This window comes from Desulfospira joergensenii DSM 10085 (assembly GCF_000420085.1).
GTDB lineage: Bacteria > Desulfobacterota > Desulfobacteria > Desulfobacterales > Desulfobacteraceae > Desulfospira > Desulfospira joergensenii.
The window spans coordinates 37584-62775 of the sequence record NZ_ATUG01000001.1; the positions used below are offsets into that span (position 1 = coordinate 37584).

A 25192-nucleotide genomic window follows, 5' to 3' on the forward strand; every position below is an offset into this window, starting at 1 on the left:
CAACTCAACAGGAGACCGATTAAAGATGAAAATACATGTTCTGATCGCAGACGATGAAAAAGAATTCATTGAAACCCTGGCCCAGCGCCTCGAAATCAGGGACTTTGCCGTCACCCCGGTGATGTCCGGAGAAGCGGCCATAGAAATGGCGGGAAAAATCGATTTTGACGTCATCATCCTGGATGTTCTGATGCCTGAAATCGACGGGCTTGAGGCGCTCAAACAGATAAAAACCCTCAAACCCACCACCCCGGTCATCATGCTCACCGGAGAAGCTACCGTGGACAATGCCATCCAGGGGATGAAACTGGGTGCCTTTGATTTTCTCATCAAGCCCACGGAGGCGGACAAGCTTTCCGAAAAGATCAAAGCGGCCTACGAGGTCAAGCACCGTCATGAGGAGCGGATCCGCCAGGCTGAAATCGAAAACATTCTCAAAACCCGCGGCTGGTAGCATAGGGGGCAGATCACATGACAACTCAGACATTGACAGCGACAAAAACCACCGTGGACTGGAAGCGGATCTTTTTCCTTGTATTGGGGCTCGGCCTTTTTTTCATCGTGTTTTACTCCCCGCCCTGGCCCGATGCCGTTGATCCCACGGGAAAACATTTTATTTTAACCAAGGAGGCCAAAGGCGCCCTGGCCGTTTTTCTTCTGGCAGGCACCTGGTGGGTGTTTGAGGTCATTCCCATCGGTGTGACCAGCCTGGCCATCGGCACACTCCAGGTCCTGTTCATGATCCGGCCTGCGGAAAAGGCACTCAAGGATTTCATGACCCCGTCGGTCCTGTTTATCTTCGGGTCCCTGGTCATCGGAATGGTCTTTACCAAGACCGGGCTGACCCGGCGCCTGGCATACCGGATGCTGATCATCGTCGGGGAAAAAACCAGCATGATCTACCTGGGCTGTTTTCTAGTCACGGCCGCCCTGACCCATATCATGGCCCATACAGCCGTTGCCGCAACCATGTATCCCCTGCTGATCACCATTTACGAGATGTACGCAGATGACAAGACCCCCACCAAATTCGGCAAGGGGCTTTTCATGGGCATGGCATTCGTCGCAGGTGCCGGCAGCATCGTCACCCTTCTCGGGGCGGCCCGGGGGGCTGTGGCCATTGGTTTCTTCAAGGATATCGTTGGAAGGGATGTTTCCTTTTTTGAACTCACCTTTTACATGTTTCCCATTGGGTGGGTCATGACATTCATTTTGTGGGGGTTTTTCATGGTCTTTTTCAAGCCGGAAAGAAAGACCATTCCCGGACTGCGGGAAAAGGCAAAAAAACTGAGCGCCGCCATCGGCGGGATCACCCGCAACGAAGTCCTGGCGGCGGTCATCATCTTTTCCTGTATTTTTCTCATGTCGATCAAGCAGTTTGTCCCGGCTTTGAAGCCCCTGGATAAAAACGGCATCATCCTGGTATCCACCGTCCTGTTTTTCGTGTTCAGGATCCTGGACATCAAGGACCTTGAATCCATTCCCTGGAATATCATCCTGCTCTTCGGCGGAGCCATGAGCATCGGGTTCTGCCTCTGGGAAACCGGAGCCGCAGAGTGGCTGGCCATCAACTGGCTGACCATGTTCAAGGACTCCCACTGGTTCATCTTTGTGATGGGCATTGCCTTTTTTGTCATGATCATGACCAATTTTATCATGAACGTGGCAGCCATTGCCATTTCCCTGCCCGTGGCCCTGGTCATCGCCCCCTACCTGGGGGTGGCACCTGAAGTTATTCTCTTTGCCGCCCTCGTAACGGCGGGCATGCCTTTTCTGCTCCTGGTGGGTGCGGCACCCAATGCCATTGCCTACGACTCCAAACAGTTCACTACCGGGGAGTTTTTCCTTACCGGTATTCCGGCCAGCATCATCCTCATGATCGCGGTCGGGATGGCGGTCTTTATTATCTGGCCCCTTATGGGCATGCCGATCCTGGTGCAATAATCTTGAGATAAAGGATATAGACCCATGAAAGAAAAAAAAGTAAAAGATCTCATGATTCCGCTGTCTGATTATGCAACGGTATCTGAAGACGACAATCTTGTCGCCGCCGTAAAACAATTGAAAAAAGCCCAGGACGACACCCGGTATGTCCGCAAGCACAGGGCCGTACTGGCCTATGACAGCGAGGGCAAAGTTACCGGGAAGGTCAGTTTCCGCTGCATCTTCAAGGCCCTGGAGCCCAAGTACGGCCAGCTTGAAAATCCCGAAACCATTGGATTGTCCAGATTCGGGTTCAGCACCCAATTTTTAACCTCCCTTATTGAAAACCTCAACCTCTGGGATGAAACCCTGGAGGAGCTGGTAAAAAAGGGGGGCAAACGAAAAGTAAAGGATATCATGCATACCCCGTCCAACGGCGAATATGTGGATGAAGAGGCACCGGTGGCCGAAGCCGTTCACCAGTTTATCCTGGGTTGTCATCAGTCCCTTCTGGTGACAAAGAACAACCAGGTGGTGGGTGTGATCCGGCTGGCCGATCTCTTTGACCTGGTCTGCGAGATCCTGGAATAAACCTGAAATTGTATTGAAACATCGACTGCCCCTATTCCCGGCGAATAGGGGCGGTTTTCTTTTATATCCCGCCCCTACCCCTCACCCTGGAGAAAGGTCCGAATACAAGGAAGCAGACGGTACTTTGATGGCAGATCAGGGCCTTGCGCCGAGTTGACAGTCCAAATCCAATTTAGTAAGTTAGTCCACGTTTTTTCATCTCAAGCAGGGGAGAGACCTTTTGAGGATCATCATCATCGGAGCCGGAGAGGTTGGATATAATATTGCCAACCGCCTGTCCGCCGAACATAAAAGGGTAACGGTCATCGACAAGGATGAAACCGCTATCCGGCGTCTGGCCGAGAACCTGGACGTGCAGACCATCAAAGCATCCGGGAGCAATCCCAAGGTCCTGACGGAGGCGGGCATCCAGGAGGCCGACATCCTGCTGGCCGTCACAGACAGCGATGAGGTCAATATCATGACCTGTCTTCTGGCCAATTTCATTGCCCCGGGCATCAAGAAACTGGCCCGGGTCAGGAATGCCGGGCTGGCCCCCTTTCACCAGAGATTCAAGGAAGAAAACCCCAAAATCGATACCATCATCAACCCGGAAACGGAAGTGGTGGGGACCATCCGGAGGCTGATGAACGTCCCGGGCGCCGTTGATGTCGGCTATTTCGTGGAGGGTCTGGTCAACTATGCCGGAGTCAGAATCAATGCAAAGTCCAAACTGGCAGGCATTAAACTGGTGAACTTCTCCTCGGGCCTGGGAGAGAATCACCCTCTGATCGCCGCCATTATCCGGAATAACCAGGTCATCGTTCCCAGGGGCAATACCCGTTTCATGGAAGGGGACCTGGTCTATTTTGTCTGTGAAAAAAAATCCCTGGCCCAGAACCTGAAGCTTTTCGGAATCACCCCCCATCCGGTCAAAAATGCCCTGATCATCGGCGGGGGACGCATCGGCGAGCGGCTGGCCAATGTCCTTTCCTCCGAAGGCATTAAAACCAAAATCATCGAATCCAACCTGGAACGGTGCCATGCCCTGTCCACCAAAGTCGGAAACAGCGTAGTCCTCCACGGTGACGGCTCAGACCAGACCCTGCTCCTGGAAGAGGACATCCATCTCTCCGATGTCGTTATTTCGGTCACCAACGACGATGAGACCAATATCCTTGTCTCTTTGCTGGCCAAAAATATGGGGGTCAGGGATACGGTCACAAGAATCGGGAAGACCAACTACCTTCCCCTGCTCCCGGCCATCGGAATTGACAAGGTGGTCAGCCCCCGGCTGTCGGCCATCAGCTCCATCTTACAGAGTGTAAGAAAAGGAGAGGTCCTGTCAGACATCTCCATTTTCGGGGAAAGGGGGGAGTTCATCGAAGCCGTTGCCCTGGATGCATCCCCCATAACGGCCACCCCCCTGAAAAATGTCCCCTTTCCAAAGGGAGCCCTCCTGGTCTGCGTCATCCGGAACGGCCAGGTCGTTATCCCTGTAGGGGACACGATTGTGAATCCCGGGGACCGCATCATCCTCTTTGCCGTAAAACAGGCGGTTAAAAAACTTGAGAAGTTACTGGCCGTAGAACTGGGACCCTCCTGATGCGCTATAAGTTCATAAGCCGTACCATCGGAATTCTCCTCTTTCTTCTGGGTCTTACCATGGCCGCTCCCCTTGCCATGGGTCTCTATTTTCACGAGGGCAATTGTCTCATCTTTTTAAAGTCCCTGGGGATCACCCTGGGAGCCGGTCTGTTCCTGATCCTTCTCTCCAGAAACCAGGACCCGGATGATTATATCAACCAGAAAGCCGGCATGACCAGCGTGGCGCTGGCCTGGCTTGCCATCAGCGCCTTCGGTGCCCTGCCCTTTTACCTGAGCCCGGACTTCCCCTTATTCACCGATGCCTTTTTCGAGTCTGTGTCCGGATTTACCACCACAGGCTCTTCGGTGATGACCAACATTGAACAGGCATCAAAAAGCCTTTTGTTCTGGAGAAGCCTGATCCAGTGGCTGGGAGGCATGGGGATCATTGTCCTGTCCCTGGCCATCCTGCCTTTCCTCGGTGTCGGCGGCATCCAGCTTTACAAGGCAGAAGTCCCCAGTCCGGTGCCGGACAAACTCACCCCGCGCCTCAGCGATTCAGCCAAGATCCTGTGGATGGTATATTTGGGGTTTACCCTGCTGGAGATCCTCATGCTGTGGGCCGGGGGCATGTCCTTTTATGACAGCCTGAACCACGCGTTCACCACCATGCCCACTGGCGGGTTTTCTCCCAGGAACGCCTCCATCGCCGCTTACAACAACCCCTATTTTGATTATGTCATCGTTGTTTTCATGATCGTTGCCGGCATCAATTTTTCACTTCACTACCAGCTTATCCGGGGAAAGCCCCTGGCTTTCTGGAAAGACACGGAGTGCCGCTTTTTTATAGGCCTCACCCTGGGACTCATGATCATCATGACCTGGGACATTTACGGGCCGGTCTATGACAGCCTGGGCGAGGCCTTTCGTTTTGCCAGCTTTCAGGTCAGTTCCATTATCACCACCACGGGATTTGCCACGGCAGACTATGAAAAATTCCCGGGATTGAGCCAGCTGATCCTGTTTATCTGCATGTTTGTCGGGGCATCGGCAGGCTCCACCGGAGGCGGAATCAAATGCGCCAGGATCATTGTCTGTTTTAAATACTGCTACCGGGAATTGTTCAAGATCCTCCACCCCCGGAGCATCAGCCAGGTAACCATCAACGGGGTGATGATCTCGGATGACCTGCTCAGAAGCATCATGGGATTTCTGGGTCTTTATATCGGCATCTATGTCCTGTCCTGCATTCTCCTGGCATCCATGGGAGTGGACATGGTCACCTCACTGGGCGCCGTGGCCGCCTGCATCGGCAATATCGGTCCTGGATTCGGGACCGTGGGGCCTGCAGAAAATTTTTCCCAGATTCCCATCCTGGGAAAATGGCTGCTCTCCTGGTGCATGCTGGTGGGAAGGCTGGAAATTTATACCATAATCATTTTATTCATTCCTGATTTCTGGAGGAAATAGAAACTGTTTTAAGGAAATATCCATGACCATATCCATCACAGAACTGTCAACATACCTGGGGGTGTCACCGGCCACCATCGAACGCTGGGTCAAGCAGGGCAAACTGCTGGCTTACAGCAAGGGGGAGGACGACTTAAAGTTCCGCATAAAAGAAGTGAAGCTCTGGGCGGCCAGACAGAATATCCGCCTTAACATTCCCGAGGATGGAAAAGACAGCCCTGTGGAAGGAAGGGTGATCTCACTTTCCCGGGCCGTCCGGAACGGGGGCGTCTATACCGATATCCAGGGAGATGACAAGGCCGCCATTCTAAAGTCATGTGTTGAAAAGCTGGACCATATTCCCGAAGATTTCAAGCAGGACCTGCTGGAACGGCTTTTTGACAGGGAAAGGGCCCTGTCCACCGGGATCGGCAATGGAATTGCCATCCCCCATCCAAGGGATCCCCTTGTATACCTGCCCCACCCAATGGTGATGGCCTGTTTTCTTGAAACCCCGGTGGATTACCAGGCCCTGGACCAAAAGCCGGTTTCCATCTTGTTTATCATCTTGTCCAACACTTTGAAAAGCCACCTGCCCCTGCTGTCAGCCCTTTCCATGTGTTTAAAAGACAAAGAATTTTCAATTTTTCTCACATCAAAACCGGACCTGGACAGTCTTTCAGACAGGATAGAAACCCTCCTGGCCCATTAGCCGTTTTACGGAAAGCCGGAAAAGAGTTCCAGCATGAACCATTTCAAAAGATTATATATTTTACTTTACAATAAACTCTTCCGCCTGGATGACAGGCTCCTGATGATCATTGCCGGATCTGCCGCAGGAATATGCAGCGGACTGGCCGCAGTGGCCCTGCGCCTCTCCCTGGAAGCCGCCATTGAATGGCTCCATCCGTTCCGGGCCTATACCTGGGCAATTCTGCTTCCGGCTGGCGGGGCCATGATCTCTTCCCTCTACCTGGATAAGATTGCCAGGGAGGCTGCAGGCCACGGGATTCCCGAAGTCATCTACTCGGTATCCCGGTACGGCGGACTTCTGCGGTTCCGCTCCTCCTATTCCCGGCTGATCTCCAGTTTTCTGACCATCGGCAGCGGCGGATCCGCCGGCCCTGAAGCCCCGGTGGTCATGAGCGGGTCTGCCATCGGGTCCAGCATCGCCAAAGTGTTTTCCTTGAACGACCGGCAGAGGATCACCCTGGTGGGGTGCGGTACAGCAGGCGCCATTGCCGCCATCTTCAACGCCCCCATTGCCGGACTGATATTTGCCACTGAGGTCATCCTGGGGGAATGGAAATTCGTGAACATCATTCCCATTGCCATTGCCGCGGTGGCCGGTGCAGAGGCCAGCCATGCCATTATTCCGGAACAGGTCCTTTTCAATCACTATCCCTTTGAAATGGGGCTTGTGGATATTCCGGCCTGTGTCTGTCTTGCCTTATTAACCGCTGTTGTCTCGGTTATATTTGTAAAAGTATTGAGGAAATCCGGTGCCCTGTCCAAAAAGACCAGCCTGCCGCTATGGATCCGGGCCGCCCTGGGCGGAGGTTCCGTAGGCGTCATTGCCCTGGGGTTTCCCGTTGTCCTGGGGGAAGGATATCATTATATCCAGACCATGATATCCAATACCTTTTCCATGGGCTTGTTCCTGACCTTTGTGGCCGTGTTTGCCAAGATCTTTGCCACAGCCATGACCCTCGGATGGGGTGGATCCGGCGGAATATTCGCCCCCTGCCTGGTCATCGGCAGTCTCACCGGCACCATGTTCCACCAGATCCTTTTCTTCCTGTTCCCGGATGCCGGCTGCGCCAGCGGCGGGGCCTATGCCCTCCTGGGCATGACCGGACTGATCAGCGGAGTCATGCAGGCCCCCTTAACCGGGATTTTTCTCATCGTTGAAATCACAGGGGGATATGAGACCATTCTGCCCCTGATTCTGGTCTCTTCGGTCTCCTCAACGGTCAGTCATTATATTGAACCGGCCTCTTTTTATTTCAAGGAGCTTATTGAGCGGGGGCAATTCTTACGGCCGGGGACCGACGCCCGGATCCTCACCGACCTTAACATCAAAGAGATTATTGACGCGGATTTCAAAACCGCCTCGGAAAACATGGTATTCCGGGATTTCATCGAACTGCTCAAAGGCTCTGAACAGCATTTTTTCCCCGTGGTGGGGGACCATACCGGAGAGTACAAGGGGATGATCCAGATCAGCTCCATCCGCCGCTATGCCCTGGATCCCGGGATATATGACATGCTTTTTTTAAATCAGATCATGGACACGGATATCCCTGCCGTGTCCACGGCCAACGAACTTCAGGAGGTGGTAGATGTGATGGATGCCAATCGCATGGACAATATACCGGTGGTCGACCATGGCCGGTTCATCGGCATGATCTCAAAGACAAGGATCCTTGACCTGTATCGCAGGGAACTGATGATGCAGACAAGCCCCCACTAACTTTCAATCTATTATATGAGGACGGAAAATGAACTATAAGCTGCTCCATATTTTCAGGGACACCCCCTTTGGCAGGGAAACCTTTCTGCACTCCCTTTATTTTTGCAAAACCATCCATGCCACCCCGGTGGTCTACATCCCGGAAAATGATAAATTCCTTTTTTATTTTAACAAGGATGTGGTCCAGGTGGACCTGGACCCCTCTTACCTGGGCGACCCTGAAACCGCAGAAAAACATGCCCGGGCCCTGCTGGAAGAGGCCGGACTCCAGCCGGTTTTTTATAAACCGAAAAACTATACCGCCTCTTCCCTGCCGGATGTGTCCACCCATTTTGATTTCTTCAACTGCCCCAGATCGGTGAGCGATATCTCCACCAAAATAGGCCTGGGTCATATCGGCCCCAAGGTCAGACGGGTCATCAAGCATACCACCTTTCCCGTGGTGATCTCCAGCCCGGTGTTTAAGCCCTGGAAATGCATATCCGTGCTCTTCGGCGGATCAGACAATGCCGTAAATGCCATGAAGCTGGGGGTCAAAATGTCCCTTGCCTCGGGGTATGACCTGAATATTTTCACATTGATGGAAAAGGGAGACCAGGCCTATTATAAAGATTTTGCCCAAAAGGAGGCCTTTTGGGAAATGGCTGACCGGCAGATCCGCAACTGGCATTTCTACGAAAAAAATGATTTTGATTCCATGCTTTACGACATGCCCCATGACAGTCTCATCGTTATGGGTGCCTACGGCCACGGCATGATAAAGGATGTACTCTTTGGCAGCAAACTGGAAAAGATCCAGTCCACCCTGAGCAACAACCTGCTCATCACCGGACCGAACACCAGGATCAGCCTGCGTTGATGCCCTTCCAAGGGAAACAGAGGCCTCCATATTGATAACGGACCAAGGTTAAAAGGAATTCTGTTAAAATTGACGAACCCTTTGTCACCATCCGGTTCATCTCCCTCAAAAGCCTATTTCCTGGTGGCGGCCATGTGCACGGCCCAGGTCCTCGGCATGCTGGGCGTCTTTGCATTTCCAGCCCTGCTCCCCCATTTTATCGGGCTCTGGGATCTGAGCAATAGTCAGGCCGGATGGATCAGCGGCATATACTTTGGGGGATATACCCTTGCCGTTCCTGTACTCACCAGCCTCACCGACCGCATGGATTCACGAAAGATTTACCTGGTTTCCTGTTTTGTGGGCATGATTGCCAATATGGGATTTGCCCTTTTCAGCCAGGGATTCTGGTCCGCCCTTGTCTTCAGATCCCTTTGCGGCCTCGGCCTTGCCGGAACCTTTATTCCCGGTTTGAAAGCCCTCCTGGACCGCCTGGAAAACCGGTTTCTGCCCCGGGCCATCGCCTTTTATACCGCCTGTTTCGGCCTTGGCATGAGTATCTCCTTTTACTATGCAGGCCTCATCTTCAAATGGTTTGGATGGAAAATTGTTTTTTTCGGTGCGGCTGGCTGCTCCGGCTTTGTCCTGATTCTCTGCCTTGTGATCCTGGTTCCAAAACCTGTCCAAAGATCTGAAAATTCATCACCGGGCCTGCTGGGAATCCTCGATTTCAGACCGGTATGGAAAAATTCCAAATCCCGGATCTATATCCTTGCCTATGCCTGCCATATGTGGGAGATGTTTGCCGCCCGCTCCTGGATGGTGGCCTTCCTGACCTTTGCCATCGCCCTCCATCCCGGTTCTTCCCCTTTTATGCTTCCCACTTCGGTCATGGCCGTGGCCGGGATATTCGGGATGATTGCCAGTATATTCTTTGGTGAACTTGCCGTAAAATTCGGCCGGGCAAGGATCGTATCCGCTGCAATGGCGGTCTCCGGCCTGATCGGCCTGGGGTTTGGATTTTCGGCAGACCTGCCCTATCCTGTCCTGGTCTGCCTGTGCATCACCTACACCATCTTTTTCCAGGGAGATTCCGCCGCCATCCATGCCGGAGTCATTACCTCGGCCCATCCGGACCGGAGGGGAGCCACCATGGCGCTGCAGTCCCTGGCAGGATTTGCCTCGGCATCCCTTTCCCCGGTTGTGGTGGGATTTATCCTGGACAGGACAGGGGGCGGGAGCAGCATCCCCTCCTGGGGACTGACTTTCTGGGCCATGGCCGCCACTGCTTTTCTGGGGTTGTTTCTGCTTGTTAAAACCCAAACCCGGGAAAAACTCCAGCCCTGATCGGTCTTAATCATCCCATGGTTTTAAAAGATTCCGCTTCAGGCGCCGATTCCATTCTCCGGTTTCTCCTTACACGGTTCCGCCGGAACTAAGCCGTCACGGTTTTTTGAAGAAAAGTCCCGGCAGCATGGTCTTTTCAAGCAAAAGGCGCTGTTCTTCAAACCCATGGTCTTCGGTTCCTTCAAACCGGATCCCCTCTCCAAAACATAGCCATACCCTGGAAAAGGGTTTGGGGAGCATGAACCGGTCCCAGGAATTGAAAAACCAGGCCTGATCCGCCCGGGCATATAATGGAACCACAAGGGCGTCTGTTTCCCTGGCCATTTTGATGATCCCGGATTTGACCTTTCCCATGGGTCCGGTGGGGCCGTCCAGGATGTGGGCGCCGAACTTATGCTCTTTTAGATGGGCAATCATGGCGTTCATGGCCGTTCTCCCGCCCCGGGAGGAAGAGCCCCTGGCAGTGATCCATCCGCTCCGGTTGGCCACTCCTGAGATCAGTTCTCCGTCCCGGCTCCGGCTGATCATGAGCCCGGGGTTGTACTTAGCATAGGTCTTGAAATGGCGGATGGCTGAAAAAAACTGCTGGTGCCAGGCGCAGAGGAGAACAGGAGTTCCGTTCTCAAGGAGTTTTTGCCATTGCTTTTCATTCTCCACTTTTAAGCGGAAGGTCAGGCTGTAGATCCGGATCAGATAATAGGCAAAGGCGATGAAGGGCCGGGTATAGATGATGAACTTCAATCGTTTCAGCATAGGCTTTCTTTATTTAAATGAAAATTTAACTTTAACAATCCTGTCATCGCTCGTTTCAGAATCGGCCGGAACCGGGTCCATGAGAAAGAGTCTTTCCGGGACGATCTTCCCGGTGGACAGGATATAATCCTTGACATGCTCCGCCCGGACCATGGCCAGGCGTTTGAGATCCGACTCCTTGATCTGGATGTTGGTGATCAGCAGCTTTTCCTGTTCAGGGGCGGAGATCTCTTTTTCTTTTCCGTCTTTTCCCATGGGTTTGGGAAATTCGGCATTTTCATAGGCTGCCCGGATCAGGGCTTCTTTTTCCTGGGGCAGGATCACCACATCCTTGAGGGATTTAATGTCCTGGGCTTCTGTACCGGCCTGTTTCAGTTTGGCAGACTTTAGCAGATCATCCTTCTTGATTATGGCCAGAGCCTGGGCATCCCTGACCGGATCAAACCGTCCCTGGATCTCCAGGTTCAGGGACTCCTTTTTCACCAGTATATCCACCAGTTTATCGATGTTCTGCCGGTTCTCCTCATCAATCTGATCCCGGCCGTGGACAAACTCCACATATCCCAGCTTCTCCCCCCCTTCAAACAGGGAGCCCAAAATGGAAAAAGGCGCCGTCACCACTTTGATGATAAGATTGGTGATCACCTTGAGAACCACGGAGCCGAACCTGAATTCAGGATCATCCAGGTCCCCTTTTACGGGCAGGTCCAGATCGATCCGGCCCTCCTTGTTTTTGAGCAGGGTAATGGCCAGGGCCACGGGCAGGGAGGTGGCCTCCTTGCTGTCTGTCCTTTCCCCCAGGGTGAACTGGTCGAAAAACAGCCGGTTTCTGGAATCCAGCCGGGTATCGTCTATCTTATAATTCAAGTCCAGGACCAGCTTGCCCTTTTCTATTTTATACCCCAGAAACCTGGAGCTGTAGGGGGTAAATTTGGCCAGTTCAATATCCCGGAACGACACGTTGATGTCAGCAGATTTTTTACGGGTAAGGGGACTCACACTCCCGGTGATTTCCAAGGGCGAAGATGCGCCGTGGATGCCCTGCAGACTGAGGCGGGCCGGTGCGGTATCCAGGGATGAAAGGCCCTTGAGAGAACCGGCAATCTCCTTCATATTGGCCGTAAAATTGGGCTGGGTCAGGTAATCCGAAAACTCGATCCGCCCTCCCTGGAGGGTAATGTCGGCCACGGAAATCTCGGGCCGGTCCGGGTTTTCCGGTTCCGGACCGTTTTTTTGTTTTGCCTCCCGGGGTTCCGGTTCCTGCTTCTCTTCCTTTGTGTTGAAGATCTGCTTGACGTTGATATCCCCCTTGTCGGAGATGATGAGCCTGGAATAAAAATCAGTTAAGGAAATGTCATTGATTGCCACTTTGAGGGGGAAAAGGGAGACATCAAGTCCTGCGACATAAAGAGAGTCACATTGGAAAAAATCATTGGCCGTCTGCTTGTCCAGGGATAGGAAATCATTGAGAAAAGTATCCCCCTTAAAGGAAAACATATGATTGGATTCATCTTTCAAATCCAGGGTCAACCGGCCTTCAACATTGAGAAGCCCGCTGTTGACCATAATCTGAACGGCATCCGTAAAATAAGGCTCCAGGGACTTGGCGTCAATGTCCTGAAGGGAGAGGTCCAGTCCGGCCTGGAGGGATGGAAGAATAAAATCCCCCTTTGCCCTGATCCTGCCTTTTTTGTTCAAGTCCATGGAAAGCGCAATTTCACCCTTGCGGGAAACATCGGTCCCCAGGTCAGAGGCCTTGAATCTTATCTTGGAAAGATCAATGGAAACCGGCGGCTCCGTGGTCATGTCCCTGAACTCAAGAGCGTCGCCGGACAGGTCCAGGGAAACCAGGGAAATGTTCCAGGAAGGCTGTGTGTCCCTTGGCGTCGGTTTTCCAGATCCTGAACCTGTCGTCTCCGCCTTTGGAAGGCTGCTTTCCCTGCCCATGAGATTTTCAGCCAGGTTTACGGAACCATCGGCCTGGCGTCTGACCAGGATCTTTCCCAGGGTGGTAACGACCTTGCCCAGTTCAACTTTTTTCCCGGACAAATCGATTCTGGATTCTGTGATCTTCAACTCCGGAACCTGAACCGGCGTTTCTTTGTTGATCCTGTCTCCGATTTTCAAGGCCAGGACCCGGACCTCTTTCATGTCAAGACTGATTTCGGGCTCCGAAGAACCGGGTGCCCCGGATACCTGAACCCCGGTATCCAGGCTCAGCTGTCCTTCCTGGATATCAAACCCCACCAGGTTCTCATAATAGGGTGCATATTTTTTCAATTCCAGGCCTGACAATTGAACCGTGCTTTCCGCCTCCAGGGGCAGGCTTGCAAACCGCCCTTCACAGGACAGGCTCTCCCTGACTTCGCTCTCCAGGGAGAGGGTGAACTCCCCGGAGATCTCCCCTGAAGAAGGACCGGCAACCAGGTTTTTCACCTGGAGATCCAGTGGAGAAATCCGGGTTTTAAAGGGGGAGGCGTTGGCATCATCTGAAAAAACCAGGGTGGCCTTGTTCAGGTCTCCCTGGACAAGGGTGAACTTGAATCCGGGCCCCGGGGGGGGCGCATCCGGAGCCTTATCCGGTTTTCCGGAGGGATCCCCGTTTCCGGGTGGATTCTCCGGGGGCGTTGAGGCTGCCTTTGGGGATCCATCCTCCGGGATGTCAAAATAAGAGATCAGGTTCAGAATATTTTTCTTGTCCCGGCGGATGTGGAGGCTGGGGGAGTCCAGGGTCATCCGGTCCAGAGTGACCTGCCCCTTGAACAGGTCCGAGGGGGACAGGGCCAGGGAGAGTTCGGGAAGATCCAGGACAGGACTTCCGTCTTTTTCCAGGATATTGATATGGTCCAGCCCAGCCCTTCCCTTGAGGACCAGGGAGGGATGATCCGGATCAGTCCTTGTGTACTCGGCCTGAAGATCGAGTCCCAGGTTCATGGTCTTTATGGCCAGGCTTTCGGGAACAGGGATATATTTTATGTAGTTGAGCAGGTCCATTGAAGAGATCTTGATCTGCATCTTTGTATTGAGCCCGGCCGTGAAGGGAAGACTCTGGATACTGATTTTTGCCTCGTCCCGGTTCAAAAGAAATCCCAGATCCATTCTGGCCTCTTTCCCCCGGTCCTTTTCCCGGCTGCTGACAAAGGGAAGGTTGATTTCAAGGTTCTCTATCTTATGGTCTGCCCCCCTTACCCGGTCTGAAAATTGAACTTCCCCCTTTGAAATGTGCATATTGGACAGACTAAATTCAAAGGGTCCGGATTCATCCTCTTTTGCGGCGCCGGGCTCCCCGGCCGGGGCGTCATTTTTTTTCTCCAACAGATCAGAAAAATTAAACCTCTGGTCCGGGAGAAGCTCTAAACGGATCACGGGATTTTCCAGGCTCAGTTCACTGACCACCGGGCAGAGTTTGAAAAGGGATCCCAGGGAGAGATTCACAAAAGCCCGGTCAAAAGAAACAAAATCCCCCTGGGCCGGATCTTTCTTCTTTATGACAAAATTTTTGATCTCCAGGGTCAGGGTATAGGGATTGACATGAATGGCTTCAAGGGTCACGGTCCGGTCCAGGGCAAGGCCCAGCTTTTCTATGGCCATCTTTTTTCCCAGCACAGGGGCCAGGAAAAAGCCGAAACAGGTATAGACGGCAACCAATGCCATGACAATACCGACCCATAGTTTTAATTTCCCAATTGGACGTAACTTGCTCATCAGATTCTCCTCAAAGGTTAAATAATCCCGTTCAGGGGGCTTCCCCGCCTTCCGAACCGATCTTTGACCCTGGCGGCAATCCCGGAATCCGGGACCAGAGACGCTGCATGAAAAGGCTTTATCCTGGCGTCAATAATCAGAGGGGCATCACTTCCCCAGTGCTTGAATTCTATTTTCTCTTCCATTCCATAGATATCGTGGGAGGGATTGGAGCGTAAAAAGGTCACCCATAAAAAATTGGCAAAGGACTCTGCGGCAAATTCGGAATCATCCGCCACAACGATCAGGGCCAGGGACGGACCTTTTTCAGGAACCCGGAACCGCTCTTGGAGATGTTCTTTCAATCCCTTGATCTCCTGGCTGCCGGATGGATAATCCCTGAATTTCGGACCGGAAATCACTGCCATGCCGGGACCTGCCATTTTCGGTTCCCGGAACCCCCGGGGCAGGGAAAAATCCCGGGGCAGGTCCCGGGACAATGTCCGGATCCTCGGGCCGGCCGCGGCCATGATCAGTTTGGATCCCCGGTTGATGCGGCGGCCCGAGTAGTCCAGGGTATCCATGGTGGTCCGGGTGATAAAATGAAGATCCCTTGAAAAATCGACCCGTTCCAGCATATGAAGGAAAAAAGCCGGCTCATCCTTAACGTCCAGGCCGGGTTCGTCTTCGTGGGCGCAGATGAAAAGATATTTTGCCAGGGAAAGCTGGCCGGTCCCCAGAATGGCGTGGGCATGGGTGAGCAGTTCCCTGGGCATGGGCGGTTCATAGGGAAGATACCGTTCATGGGCCTTGGCCAGAAGCAGGGGGTGAACCCCGGCCTGGTCCACGGCATTGACTGCCGTGACCCCGGGGATGGTGTTCCGTACGGCGGTTCGGGTGATTTCATGGATCAGCCGGCCCAGATTGGAATCCTCCTGGGGCGGCCTGCCCACCACGGTAAAGGGGAAAATCGCGCCGGGCCGGTGATAAACGGATTCAACCTCAAGATAGGGGTAGTCATGGGTCAGGGAGTAATACCCCAGATGATCCCCGAAAGGCCCTTCCGGTTTTGTCCGGTCGGGGACCACCCTGCCGGTGATGCAGAAATCCGCATCCGTGGAGATGCAGAACCCGTTTTTCACGGCATACCGGAAATTGCGGCCGGCCAGGGCCCCTGCAAATGCGATTTCAGGCATGCCCTCGGGCAGGGGCATGACAGCAGCCAGGGCATGGGCCGGAGGACCGCCGAGAAAGATGGAGACCTTCAGGGGTTTGTTAAGCTCCATGGCCTTTTTATGATGAATGCCGATGCCCCGGTGAAGCTGGTAGTGGAGTCCGATTTCATGGTTGGCCTCATACTCGTTTCCGGAAATCTGGATCCGGTACATGCCCAGGTTGGATTGAAGGACCGAGTTTTTGTCCGGGGCCATGGAAAAAACCTGGGGAAGGAGGAGAAATGCGCCCCCGTCATCGGGCCAGCACTTGATCCGGGGCAAAGGGTCTATCCCTGTCCGGCCGGACAGAACCGGACCTCGATTTACCCGGAGCGGCAGGGCATGGGCCAGGGCTGGAAGAGCCCTGGGGATGCCGGCCCCGGATGTAAGGACGCGCCCCGGGGTGGAGGCCAGGTCTACCAGGGCCCTGACCTGGCTCAGCTGGGGATCAAATATCTTCAGGGTCCGTTCAAATGTACCAAAGAGATTGGACAGGGCCCGGAACCGGGAGTCTTTGACCTTCTCGAACAAAAGGGCCGGCCCGCCCCCGTCAAATACCTGCCGGGTAATTTCCGCCATCTCAAGGTCAGGATCCACCTCCTGGGGGATCCGGATCAACTCTCCCTGTTTTTCAAGAAACAGGACACATTGCTCAAGGCTTTTGAATTTCATAGTTCAACCTTTATCCGGGTGCCGAATCCCCTTGTATTATCCATGTAAAATATCAGTTCCGGCTCAAAGAAATAAAACCTGGCATGAAAGGCCGAAGCAAAGATCTTCAGGATTTCCCCGGATTGGGAAGCCGGATCTGTTCCCCCGGGGATCTTTACACCGTGGCGCCGGCAGTATGCCCAGGCAATTTTCATTGTTTCTGCATCCCTTGGGGCAGGCTCTATCCTTCCGGCCATCTGGATGCCCTCAAGGTTCTCAAAACAGGGGGCGTCCCTGAAGATGGAGGCCCCGCAATATTGGTTTTCTCCCTCTTTCACATGCCTGGAATCCGGACTTGAAAAAAAATAGAACTCTGGATCCGTGAACAGGTAATAGACCGGGGCCGACCAGGGTCTGCCCCGGCTCTGGGTGGCCAGTGTCATGACGGTCGACGAAGAGATCAGTTTCAGGCAGTTTTCCCGGTCCAAAGGGTTCGGGTCCAATGGCTTACTTGACATATCCCCATGCTTTCAGCCGGCTATAAGCGTACTGGGAATATTGATTGGACTGATAGTTGATCATCTTCAGATAAGAGGCATAGTCATTGGCAGCCGCCTTTTGTTTACCGGTCTTTTCAAGGGAATATCCCCTGTAGAAGATCAACTGGGGATTGCCCGGCAGGAGCCGGTCACACTGCTTGAAATCCTGATATGCCCGGTCATAGTTCCGGGACAGGGCATGGGCCAGACCCGATATATAGTGTCCCTGGGGTTCTGACGGATACAGATCTTTGGCCCTTGCGGCATGGGAGGCGGCCTCTTTGGCCTTTTCCCGGATCAGCATGCATTTGGCCATGAGCACCTGGGCGGTATAGTCGCCCTCCCATTTCATCAGGGCGGATCTAAATGCAGTCTCTGCTTTATCGTAATCTTCCCGGGCAAGAAGACGCTCCCCCTCCTGCATCTGCTTTACGGCCTTTTTCCTTTTCCGCAAAGATGCGGTTTTATCCATGAACCGGTCCCGGTTCAAAGGGGATTTACGGGTCTGCTTATAGACGGTTTCATCCCGGTGCACAGCGGAGGTCAGGCGTTCGGAGCTCATGGGATGGGTAGCGAAAAGGATCTGGGTAGACGAGGGCTTGGACGTGTTCATGGAGTTGAGCATCTCCATGAGCCCCACAAACCCCCGGGAGGAGTATCCGGACTTGACCATGTATGCATGGCCCAGTTCATCGGCCTCCCGCTCATTGTCCCGGCTGTACTTTGAAAGAAAGAGGCCCTGTCCCAGGGCACCGAGCTGCTGGGTCAGTTCCCCCAGTCCGCTGCCCTGGGTCCCGGCCAGGATTGACAGACCGCCCAGCACCATGGACGAAACCCGGTTTCTGGAGAGTTGTTCGGCCGAGTGCCTGGCATTGACATGGCCCAGCTCATGGCCCAGGACAGAGGCCAGTTCTGCCTCGTTCCCAAGCTCCAGCAGAATTCCCCGTGTAACGGCGATGGAACCCCCTGGAAAGGCATAGGCATTGACATAGACCCCATTGACGCATTGAAAATTATAGGGCATGTCCGGCCGGTGAACCTGGGGAAGCAATTTTTTTCCCACCTCCCCCACATAATCGTTTAAAGTTCTGTCCTGGGTAATGCCGTAATCCGAAGAAAACTGAAAAGGGGTCTGCTGCCGGTCAATTCCGATTTCCTGGTCCCGGGACAGCATCATGAGCTGGCTTCGGCCCGTCACCGGATCCCTGGCACAACCGGGGACAAATGAAAATCCGGCAGCAGAAACTGCGGCCAGGGCCGAATGTTTTAAAAACCCCCTCCGGGACAGATGTAGGATCGGCTCCTCTCTCCTGAACCGGGTTTCCGGGCGAGCAACTGAATCCATCCCCATGGATTTATTCATTGGATATCCTTGTTTTCATTCAGGTTACCGGATCAAACCCTTTCAATGTTCTTTCACCACGGTGCTGATCAAAAAGAAAATCAGGGAAAGGCCGGCCAGCAGCCACCCGAAATGGAGGTCAAATACGATGAAGCTGAGCCCGTCCTGGACAGCCTGGACAGGAACCGCTTCCACAAGGGAGTCTGAAAAATCGCCGATCAAATCGGAAAGGGTCAGGTTCACCCAGAAATTATCCGACCCCATGAAATTGGAAATCCCGCTGAACACACCGATAAAAAATCCGGCCAAGAGTGAAAATATCCCCAGTTTGCTCCACATATGTTTTTCCCTGGTCTATGGTTTGTTTTTTGCCATCTAGCCAGTGCAAGTATATTCGCCAGCATTTTTGCCGTCAAGGTTTGACCATAATTTTAATTGTCATGTCCGGCCATATGCTGTATGTTTCATCATTAATAGTATCAAAAAAATCAAATATATAAATACAACCTGCTGTTTGAATGATCCGTACGATTTCGAATATACCCCCCTGGGTTTCCGGAATTTTAATAATTTAGGCGTTTGCCTGCTTGCTTAACCTGTTTTGGGATTGCCAATGAAGTCGAAAAATTTATCCAAAGACCCTTCCCCGATCCCAGCCATGGACCTTTCTTCGAAAATGGACCCAAAGGTTTTTCGGTCTGTTTTCATGGCAGGTCCGGAACCCATGATCCTGGCAGACCCGGCAACATTGAAGGTCATCGAGGCCAATGATGCTGTGCCTGAACTCTACGGGTATTCCAGGGAAGAGTTTCTATTCCTTTGTCTGGCCGACTTCTCCCGTTTTTTTGCTGAAAATTCAAACCCGGAATTCGTGGCCGGGGAACTCCGGGCAGACACCCACCGGCATAAATCCGGCACCCTCTTCCCCGTGGAAATCTCTTTGCGCCCCTTTGATTGGAAAGGCCGGAAAACGCTGATCATGAGTATCCGTGACGCCCGGCAGAGAAGACAGACAGAGGACGAGCTAAAGCAGACAGGGGCCAGTCTTGATCTGGTTGTAAACAATTTCCAAGGGTTTATCTACACGGTATCCAGGGAGTATAAAATTGAATTCATGAACGGCTCTTTGATGAGAAACCTCGGATACGGGGCCATTGGCGAAGATTGTTTCAAAGCCCTTCACGGCCTGAGCTCTCCCTGTGCCTGGTGTGTCCGGGACCGGGTCCTGGCCGGGGAAACCGCCAGCTTCGAACACCAGAGCCCCAGGGACGGGAAATGGTACTACTATGTTTCTTCCCCCCAGCTGGATTCAAAGGGAAATACCCGGGCCCAGCAGATCATTGCCCTGGATATCCATGAACGGAAGATAAAAGAAGCCGAACTGCTGAAAAGTCAGGACCACCTCAAGCAGGAAAACCTGCTTTTAAAATCCCCCAGGGTGAACCGGTACGGACTGGATCAGATTGTGGGACAGAGTTATCAGATGCAGGAAATCTACAATTTGATTCTGGAAGTGGCTTCTTCGGACGCCGGTATCATCATCTACGGGGAATCGGGTACGGGAAAGGAACTGGTGGCCAATGCCATCCACAACCTGGGAAAAAACAAACAGAGGCCCTTTGTCCCGGTGAACTGCGGGGGAATCCCCGAAAACCTTGTGGAAAGCGAATTTTTCGGATTTAAAAAAGGGGCCTTTACCGGGGCGAGCATTGACAAATCCGGATTTCTGGAAATCGCTGACAAGGGCACCCTGTTCCTGGACGAAATCGGCGAACTCAACCTGAACATGCAGGTCAAGCTTCTCAGGGCCGTTGACGGAGACGGTTTTACCCCCCTGGGAAGCAACACCCCCATAAAACCGGATATCCGCATCATTTCCGCCACCAACAGGGACCTGGAAGCCCTGGTTGACAAAGGAATGATGCGGGCCGATTTCTTTTTCAGAATCAATGTCGTCCCCATTTACCTGCCCCCCCTGCGGAAGAGAAGGGAAGATATTCCCCTGCTCATCTATCATTTTTTAAGACGGTTCAGCCGGGACAGGCATCTTCCCCATATCCCGCCCAGGATCATGAACGCCCTGGAGGATTATGACTGGCCCGGAAATGTCAGAGAGCTTCAGAATATCGTTCACAGGTATGTGGCCCTGAACCGGCTGGATGTGTTTGACCCTTTCCTGGCCAAGGAGTCATCCGACCCCCTGGAGGTTCACCCCCTTCCTTCCCATGATTTTGACACCTTAGGGGAGGCCATGGCCGATCATGAAAAAAAAATTATCGCCCTCTTCCTGAAAAAATTTCACTGGAAGCACGGCCGGGTGGCCGGGGCCCTGGGAATCAACCGGAAAACACTATATTACAAAATGAAGAAACACGGCCTTTTAAAGACCTGAACATAGACCTGCACTATATAAGGAGGATGAATGAACTGGAAAAACTTAACCATAGGTAAAAAGATTGCCACAGGTTTCGGCATTACCATCGTCCTTTTGATTGTACTGGGCGCCTTGAGTTTTACCGGAGTGGGCGGAATCGTTCAAAATGCCGAAGAGGTGATTGACGGGAACAAGCTGGACGGGAATCTGGCCCAGAAAGAGGTGGATCATCTCAACTGGGTCAACAAGGTCAATGGTCTGCTCACCGATGAAGCCGTTACCTCCCTTGAGGTGGAAACCGACGACCACAAATGCGGTTTCGGCAAATGGCTTTACGGAGAGGGGCGAACCCGGGCCGAAGCACTTGTCCCCTCTCTGGCACCCCTTTTCAAGGAGATTGAGCAGCCCCACCACAGCCTTCACACATCTGCCGTTCATATCGGAAAAGCCTTTAAACAGCCCCATCGCGGACTGGCCCTGACCCTGGCCAACCGGCTCACAGACCATGTCAACTGGGTAAAGACCCTGGGAAAGGCCCTGGCCTCCGAGGCGGGCGGGCTGTATTCCTATCAAGCCCAGCTGAAAAATGCCGTTGACCAGGTCATCTCAGGAATTCAGGTCTTTGATGCCGAAAAATCATCCAAAGAACTGGGCAGACGCCAGGATGAGGCTTTGAAAAACATCAAGGGGCTCCGCTATGGAAATCAGGGCCGGGATTATTTTTTCATCATAGACCAGGATGTGAGAATGGTCATGCATCCCATTAAGCCCGAATTGAACGGCAAAGACGTCGGCATGTCCAAAGATCCCACCGGAAAACGTCTGTTCACCCAAATGGCCGCCATATGCAGGCAAAACGGGAAAGGGTTTGTCTCCTACCTGTGGCCCTTGCCCGGGACCGATAAACCGGTCCCTAAGCTTTCCTATGTTAAATTGTATAAACCCTGGGGCTGGATCGTTGGAACCGGGGTCTTTCTGGATCACACCAATGATGCCCTGGTAAAAAGAGCAGAAGAATTTGCCATGGGCAAACCCTTTTCAGCCGGCGTTCAACTGGATCCCACCCAATGCGCCTTTGGAAAATTTCTGGCAGATCCCAAGACAGCAGCGCTGGCCCAAAGTTTTCCTGAACTGAAATCTGCCCTGGATGCCATCAGAGCCCCCCATATCCATCTCCATGAAAGCGCCCGGACCATTGAAAAAAGGGTCAACCTCCTGAAAATGCAGGAGGCCATGAAGATTTTCAATTCAGATACACAGGATGCCCTGGAAGAGGTGAAACGCCATTTTGGTTCTGCCATCGCCGCAGAGAATACTCTCCAGCAGGGACTGGATACGGCCAACCAGATCTACTCGGAGCATACCGTGCCCAATCTGGCCAGGATCCAGGGACTGTTGAAAAAAATCCGGGAGACCGCCAGGGATCATATCATGACAGACCAGGTCATGCTCAACGCCGCCACCGGAACCCGGCGAAACGTCAGTATTGTTTCCGCCGCGGCTGTCCTGGCTGCCCTGTTTATGGCATTTATCATTGCCCGGGGGATCATCCGCGCCCTGACCCGGATATCCGACGGACTGGGAGAAGGGGCAAGCCAGGTGGCCTCTGCCGCCGGCCAGGTCTCCTCCTCCAGCCAGTCCATGGCCGAAGGGGCTTCGGAACAGGCCGCCTCCATTGAAGAGACCTCTTCTTCCATGGAGGAGATGTCTTCCATGACCCGTAAAAATGCGGAAAATGCCGGTCATGCAGACGGGCTGATGAAGGAGGCCAACCAGATCGTTCAGGAGGCCAACCTTTCCATGAACCAGTTGACCCAGTCCATGGAAGGGATCACCCGTGCCAGCGAAGAAACCTCTAAAATCATTAAAACCATAGATGAAATCGCCTTTCAGACCAATCTGCTGGCCCTGAATGCCGCAGTTGAAGCGGCCCGGGCCGGTGAGGCCGGCGCGGGATTTGCCGTGGTGGCAGACGAGGTGAGAAACCTTGCCCTGAGAGCGGCCCAGGCGGCAAAGAATACGGCGGAGATGATCGAAGACACGGTACAAAAGGTCGCAGACGGATCCCAGCTGGTATCCACCACCAATGAGGCCTTTACCAAGGTCGCAGAAAGTTCCGCCAAGGTGGGAGACCTGATCTCGGAGATCTCCCAGGCCTCCCAGGAACAGTCCAAGGGCATCGAACAGGTCAATGCAGCCATCACCGACATGGACAGGGTGGTCCAGACCAATGCGGCCAACGCAGAAGAGTCGGCATCGGCATCGGAAGAGATGAATGCCCAGGCAGAGCAGCTCCGGGACTATGTGGGTGAACTCATGATCATGGTCGCCGGCGGAGAAGACCGGGACAGACCCGGCCGACGAACCCTGAAACAGGTCAGACCCCGGCCCCTGGCGGCAGACAAAACCCGGGAAAAGAAACTGGGCCATGAGGCCAAAGAGATCCGGCCGGACCAGGTCATTCCCTTTGACGATGAAGAGGATTTCAAGGATTTTTAAAACATCCGGGGGCAAGGGCTTTGATCTGTCTGGACGGGAGGCCATTGGCACGGGTCTGGAACGGGATATGCCGGGAAAAGAGGCCCCGCGGACGGGGCCGGACGCCGGCATCCCCGGAGCCGGCCAGGACAGGCCGGCGAGAATGGAGTGGAAGATCCATGCCAATGGCCGGCAAATATGGATGTGATTGCCCCGGGCCTGAAATCCGCTTCATTGACAAAAGCCGATTTCCCGTCCATACTCACGCCAACCTGTAACCTGGAGAGTATCGGAACGGCCCGGATTTGATGTCAGATTCAAGCACCATAAAAAAAATAAGCATTGCCTCGTTCATCATGATGACATCTGTGTTTGCCTCCCGGGTGATCGGCCTGGCCAGGGAGGCTGTCATTGCCTGGGCGGGCGGGGCCAAAGCCCCTGTTGATGCATACCAGGTCGCCTTTGTCATCCCTGAGATTCTCAACCATATCGCGGCCAGCGGATTTTTATCCATTACCTTTATCCCTATTTTTGCCCGCTATATTTCCCAGGGCAGGGACAAGGAGGGGTATCAGGTCTTTTCCACCATTTTGAACGGGTTCGGGTTTCTTCTCCTGGGATTTATCCTGGTGACCATGGTATGGGCTCCGGAGTTTGTCCGGCTCCTGGCTCCGGGAATGAAAGACCCCGTTACCTTTGAACTGGCCGTGAAAATGACCCGGATCATTATTCCGGCCCAGTTCTTCTTCTTCTGCGGCGGGCTTTTCATGGCCATCCAGTTTGCCCGGGAAAAATTTTTAATCCCGGCCCTGGCCCCCCTGATATACAACCTGGGCATCATTGCAGGCGGGGTGCTTCTCTCCCCCCGTTTCGGCATGGAGGGATTTGCCTGGGGGGTCCTGGGAGGTGCCTTTCTGGGCAGTTTTCTTTTCCAGTTCATCGGGGCCGCAAAAACCGGCATGAAGTATTATCTCATATTTCATCCCCGACACCCGGATTTCAGACGGTACATCCTTTTGACCCTGCCCCTGATGCTGGGGTTGACCATGACCTTTTCAACGGAGATCCTGCTCAAGTTCTTTGGCTCGTTTCTTGACGAAGGCAGGATTGCCGCCATGAACTATGCCATCCGGATCCTGTTCATCCTGGTGGGCTTCTTCGGCCAGGCCGTGGGCATGGCATCCTATCCCTTTATGGCCAAGATCGCGGCCCTGGGAGACATGGACCGCCTCAACCGCATTATCAACCAGACCCTGAAATTCATCTTCCTGGCCATTCCCTTTTCCGTTCTGTTCATGGTCCTTCGCCATGAGATTGTCCAGGTGCTGTTCCAGCGGGGCCGGTTTGATGCAGAGGCGGCCCGGCTGACGGCAGGCATCCTCCCCTTTTTCCTGGCCGGCACCTTTGCCTTCTCGGCCCAGACAATTGTTGCAAGAGGCTATTTTGCCCTTCAAAACACCCTGTTCCCTGCCATCTTCTCCACCCTGTGCGTGGGAGCGAGCCTGCCCCTGATCTATCTGTTCATGAAAACCATGGGGGTTCAGGGAGTGGCCCTGGGACTCACCCTGTCCGCAGCCATGAATTCTTTTTTATTGTTTGAGTGCTGGAATAGAAAAAGCCAAAACAAGGGGAAAAAAGAGGTTTACCTGTTTTTCCTGAAAATGGTCTTCCTTGGTTTGATGGTCGCAGGCGTTCTTTTCCCGGTTCACCTGGGCCTGGTGCAGTTCATCGAGCCGGGGTCTGTTTTCAGGGCCCTGGCCCTCTGTCTCTTCATTGGAGTGATCTTTTTAATCCTCATGCCCCTGGCCGGTAAAAGCTTAAGAATCCAGGAAATCTCTGAGTTTTTCGATAAGATCTTTTCCCGGCTCCCCTTTAGATCTTGAATTCGTTGATCATGGCCTTGAACTTTTCAGCCATGGATGAGAGCTGGGAGGCGTTTTCATCCACCTGTCCGCTGTTGTCCCTGACTT

18 protein-coding genes are annotated in these 25192 nt (G+C 53.4%); 12 read left to right on the top strand and 6 right to left on the bottom strand.

Annotated features, from left to right (window positions below):
- Positions 1 to 25: 25 nt before the first annotated feature.
- The 9 genes from F608_RS0100190 to F608_RS0100230 all read left to right on the top strand — a co-directional run bounded on the left by F608_RS0100190 (position 26) and on the right by F608_RS0100230 (position 10187).
- A complete protein-coding gene (locus tag F608_RS0100190; RefSeq protein WP_022663594.1) occupies positions 26 to 454 on the top strand; it encodes a response regulator in 429 nt (142 codons plus the stop codon).
- 17 nt (positions 455 to 471) lie between these two features.
- Entirely contained in the window at positions 472 to 1944 is a 1473-nt protein-coding gene (locus F608_RS0100195) for an SLC13 family permease (protein ID WP_022663595.1), read from the top strand.
- A gap of 24 nt (positions 1945 to 1968) precedes the next feature.
- Entirely contained in the window at positions 1969 to 2514 is a 546-nt protein-coding gene (locus F608_RS0100200) for a CBS domain-containing protein (RefSeq protein ID WP_022663596.1), read from the top strand.
- Positions 2515 to 2734: 220 nt separating this feature from the next.
- On the top strand, positions 2735 to 4099 hold the full coding sequence (trkA, locus tag F608_RS0100205) for a Trk system potassium transporter TrkA (RefSeq protein WP_022663597.1): 1365 nt from the start codon (positions 2735 to 2737) through the stop codon (positions 4097 to 4099).
- A complete protein-coding gene (locus F608_RS0100210; protein ID WP_022663598.1) occupies positions 4099 to 5550 on the top strand; it encodes a TrkH family potassium uptake protein in 1452 nt (483 codons plus the stop codon). Before trkA ends, F608_RS0100210 begins: the two co-directional genes overlap by 1 nt.
- Before the next feature lie 22 nt (positions 5551 to 5572).
- Complete coding sequence (locus F608_RS0100215) at positions 5573 to 6241, top strand: PTS sugar transporter subunit IIA (RefSeq protein WP_022663599.1); 669 nt, start codon at positions 5573 to 5575, stop codon at positions 6239 to 6241.
- Between the two features lie 33 nt (positions 6242 to 6274).
- Positions 6275 to 8002, top strand: a complete 1728-nt coding sequence (locus tag F608_RS0100220) for a chloride channel protein (protein ID WP_022663600.1) — start codon at positions 6275 to 6277, stop codon at positions 8000 to 8002.
- Positions 8003 to 8030: 28 nt separating this feature from the next.
- A complete protein-coding gene (locus tag F608_RS0100225) occupies positions 8031 to 8861 on the top strand; it encodes a universal stress protein (RefSeq protein WP_022663601.1) in 831 nt (276 codons plus the stop codon).
- 69 nt (positions 8862 to 8930) lie between these two features.
- A complete protein-coding gene (locus tag F608_RS0100230; RefSeq protein WP_244154214.1) occupies positions 8931 to 10187 on the top strand; it encodes an MFS transporter in 1257 nt (418 codons plus the stop codon).
- 96 nt (positions 10188 to 10283) lie between these two features.
- Here F608_RS0100230 and F608_RS0100235 read toward each other — a convergent pair whose 3' ends face one another.
- The 6 genes from F608_RS0100235 to F608_RS0100260 are packed head-to-tail and all read right to left on the bottom strand — an operon-like array spanning position 10284 to position 18709.
- The gene (locus F608_RS0100235) at positions 10284 to 10940 is read right to left on the bottom strand and encodes a lysophospholipid acyltransferase family protein (protein ID WP_022663603.1); all 657 of its coding nucleotides are present in this window, start codon (positions 10938 to 10940) and stop codon (positions 10284 to 10286) included.
- Positions 10941 to 10949: 9 nt separating this feature from the next.
- Positions 10950 to 14645 (bottom strand): DUF748 domain-containing protein, encoded by a 3696-nt coding sequence (locus F608_RS0100240; protein WP_022663604.1) that lies wholly within the window; start codon positions 14643 to 14645, stop codon positions 10950 to 10952.
- Positions 14646 to 14662: 17 nt separating this feature from the next.
- Positions 14663 to 16510, bottom strand: coding sequence for a UbiD family decarboxylase (locus tag F608_RS0100245; protein WP_022663605.1), 1848 nt, complete (start codon positions 16508 to 16510; stop codon positions 14663 to 14665).
- Positions 16507 to 17007, bottom strand: a complete 501-nt coding sequence (locus F608_RS0100250) for a pyridoxamine 5'-phosphate oxidase family protein (protein ID WP_084680930.1) — start codon at positions 17005 to 17007, stop codon at positions 16507 to 16509. Before F608_RS0100250 ends, F608_RS0100245 begins: the two co-directional genes overlap by 4 nt.
- A complete protein-coding gene (locus F608_RS0100255; protein WP_022663607.1) occupies positions 16997 to 18391 on the bottom strand; it encodes a M48 family metalloprotease in 1395 nt (464 codons plus the stop codon). The genes F608_RS0100250 and F608_RS0100255 overlap by 11 nt, the downstream gene beginning before the upstream one ends.
- Before the next feature lie 42 nt (positions 18392 to 18433).
- Positions 18434 to 18709, bottom strand: a complete 276-nt coding sequence (locus F608_RS0100260) for a hypothetical protein (protein WP_022663608.1) — start codon at positions 18707 to 18709, stop codon at positions 18434 to 18436.
- Positions 18710 to 18983: 274 nt separating this feature from the next.
- Between F608_RS0100260 and F608_RS34260 the strand changes: the two genes are divergently transcribed.
- The 3 genes from F608_RS34260 (at position 18984) to murJ (ending at position 25105) form a co-directional block, all read left to right on the top strand.
- A complete protein-coding gene (locus F608_RS34260) occupies positions 18984 to 20762 on the top strand; it encodes a sigma-54-dependent Fis family transcriptional regulator (RefSeq protein WP_084680932.1) in 1779 nt (592 codons plus the stop codon).
- A 30-nt stretch (positions 20763 to 20792) separates the two neighbouring features.
- Entirely contained in the window at positions 20793 to 23243 is a 2451-nt protein-coding gene (locus F608_RS36740) for a methyl-accepting chemotaxis protein (RefSeq protein WP_022663611.1), read from the top strand.
- 287 nt (positions 23244 to 23530) lie between these two features.
- Complete coding sequence (murJ, locus tag F608_RS0100290; protein ID WP_022663614.1) at positions 23531 to 25105, top strand: murein biosynthesis integral membrane protein MurJ; 1575 nt, start codon at positions 23531 to 23533, stop codon at positions 25103 to 25105.
- Positions 25106 to 25192: the final 87 nt, after the last annotated feature.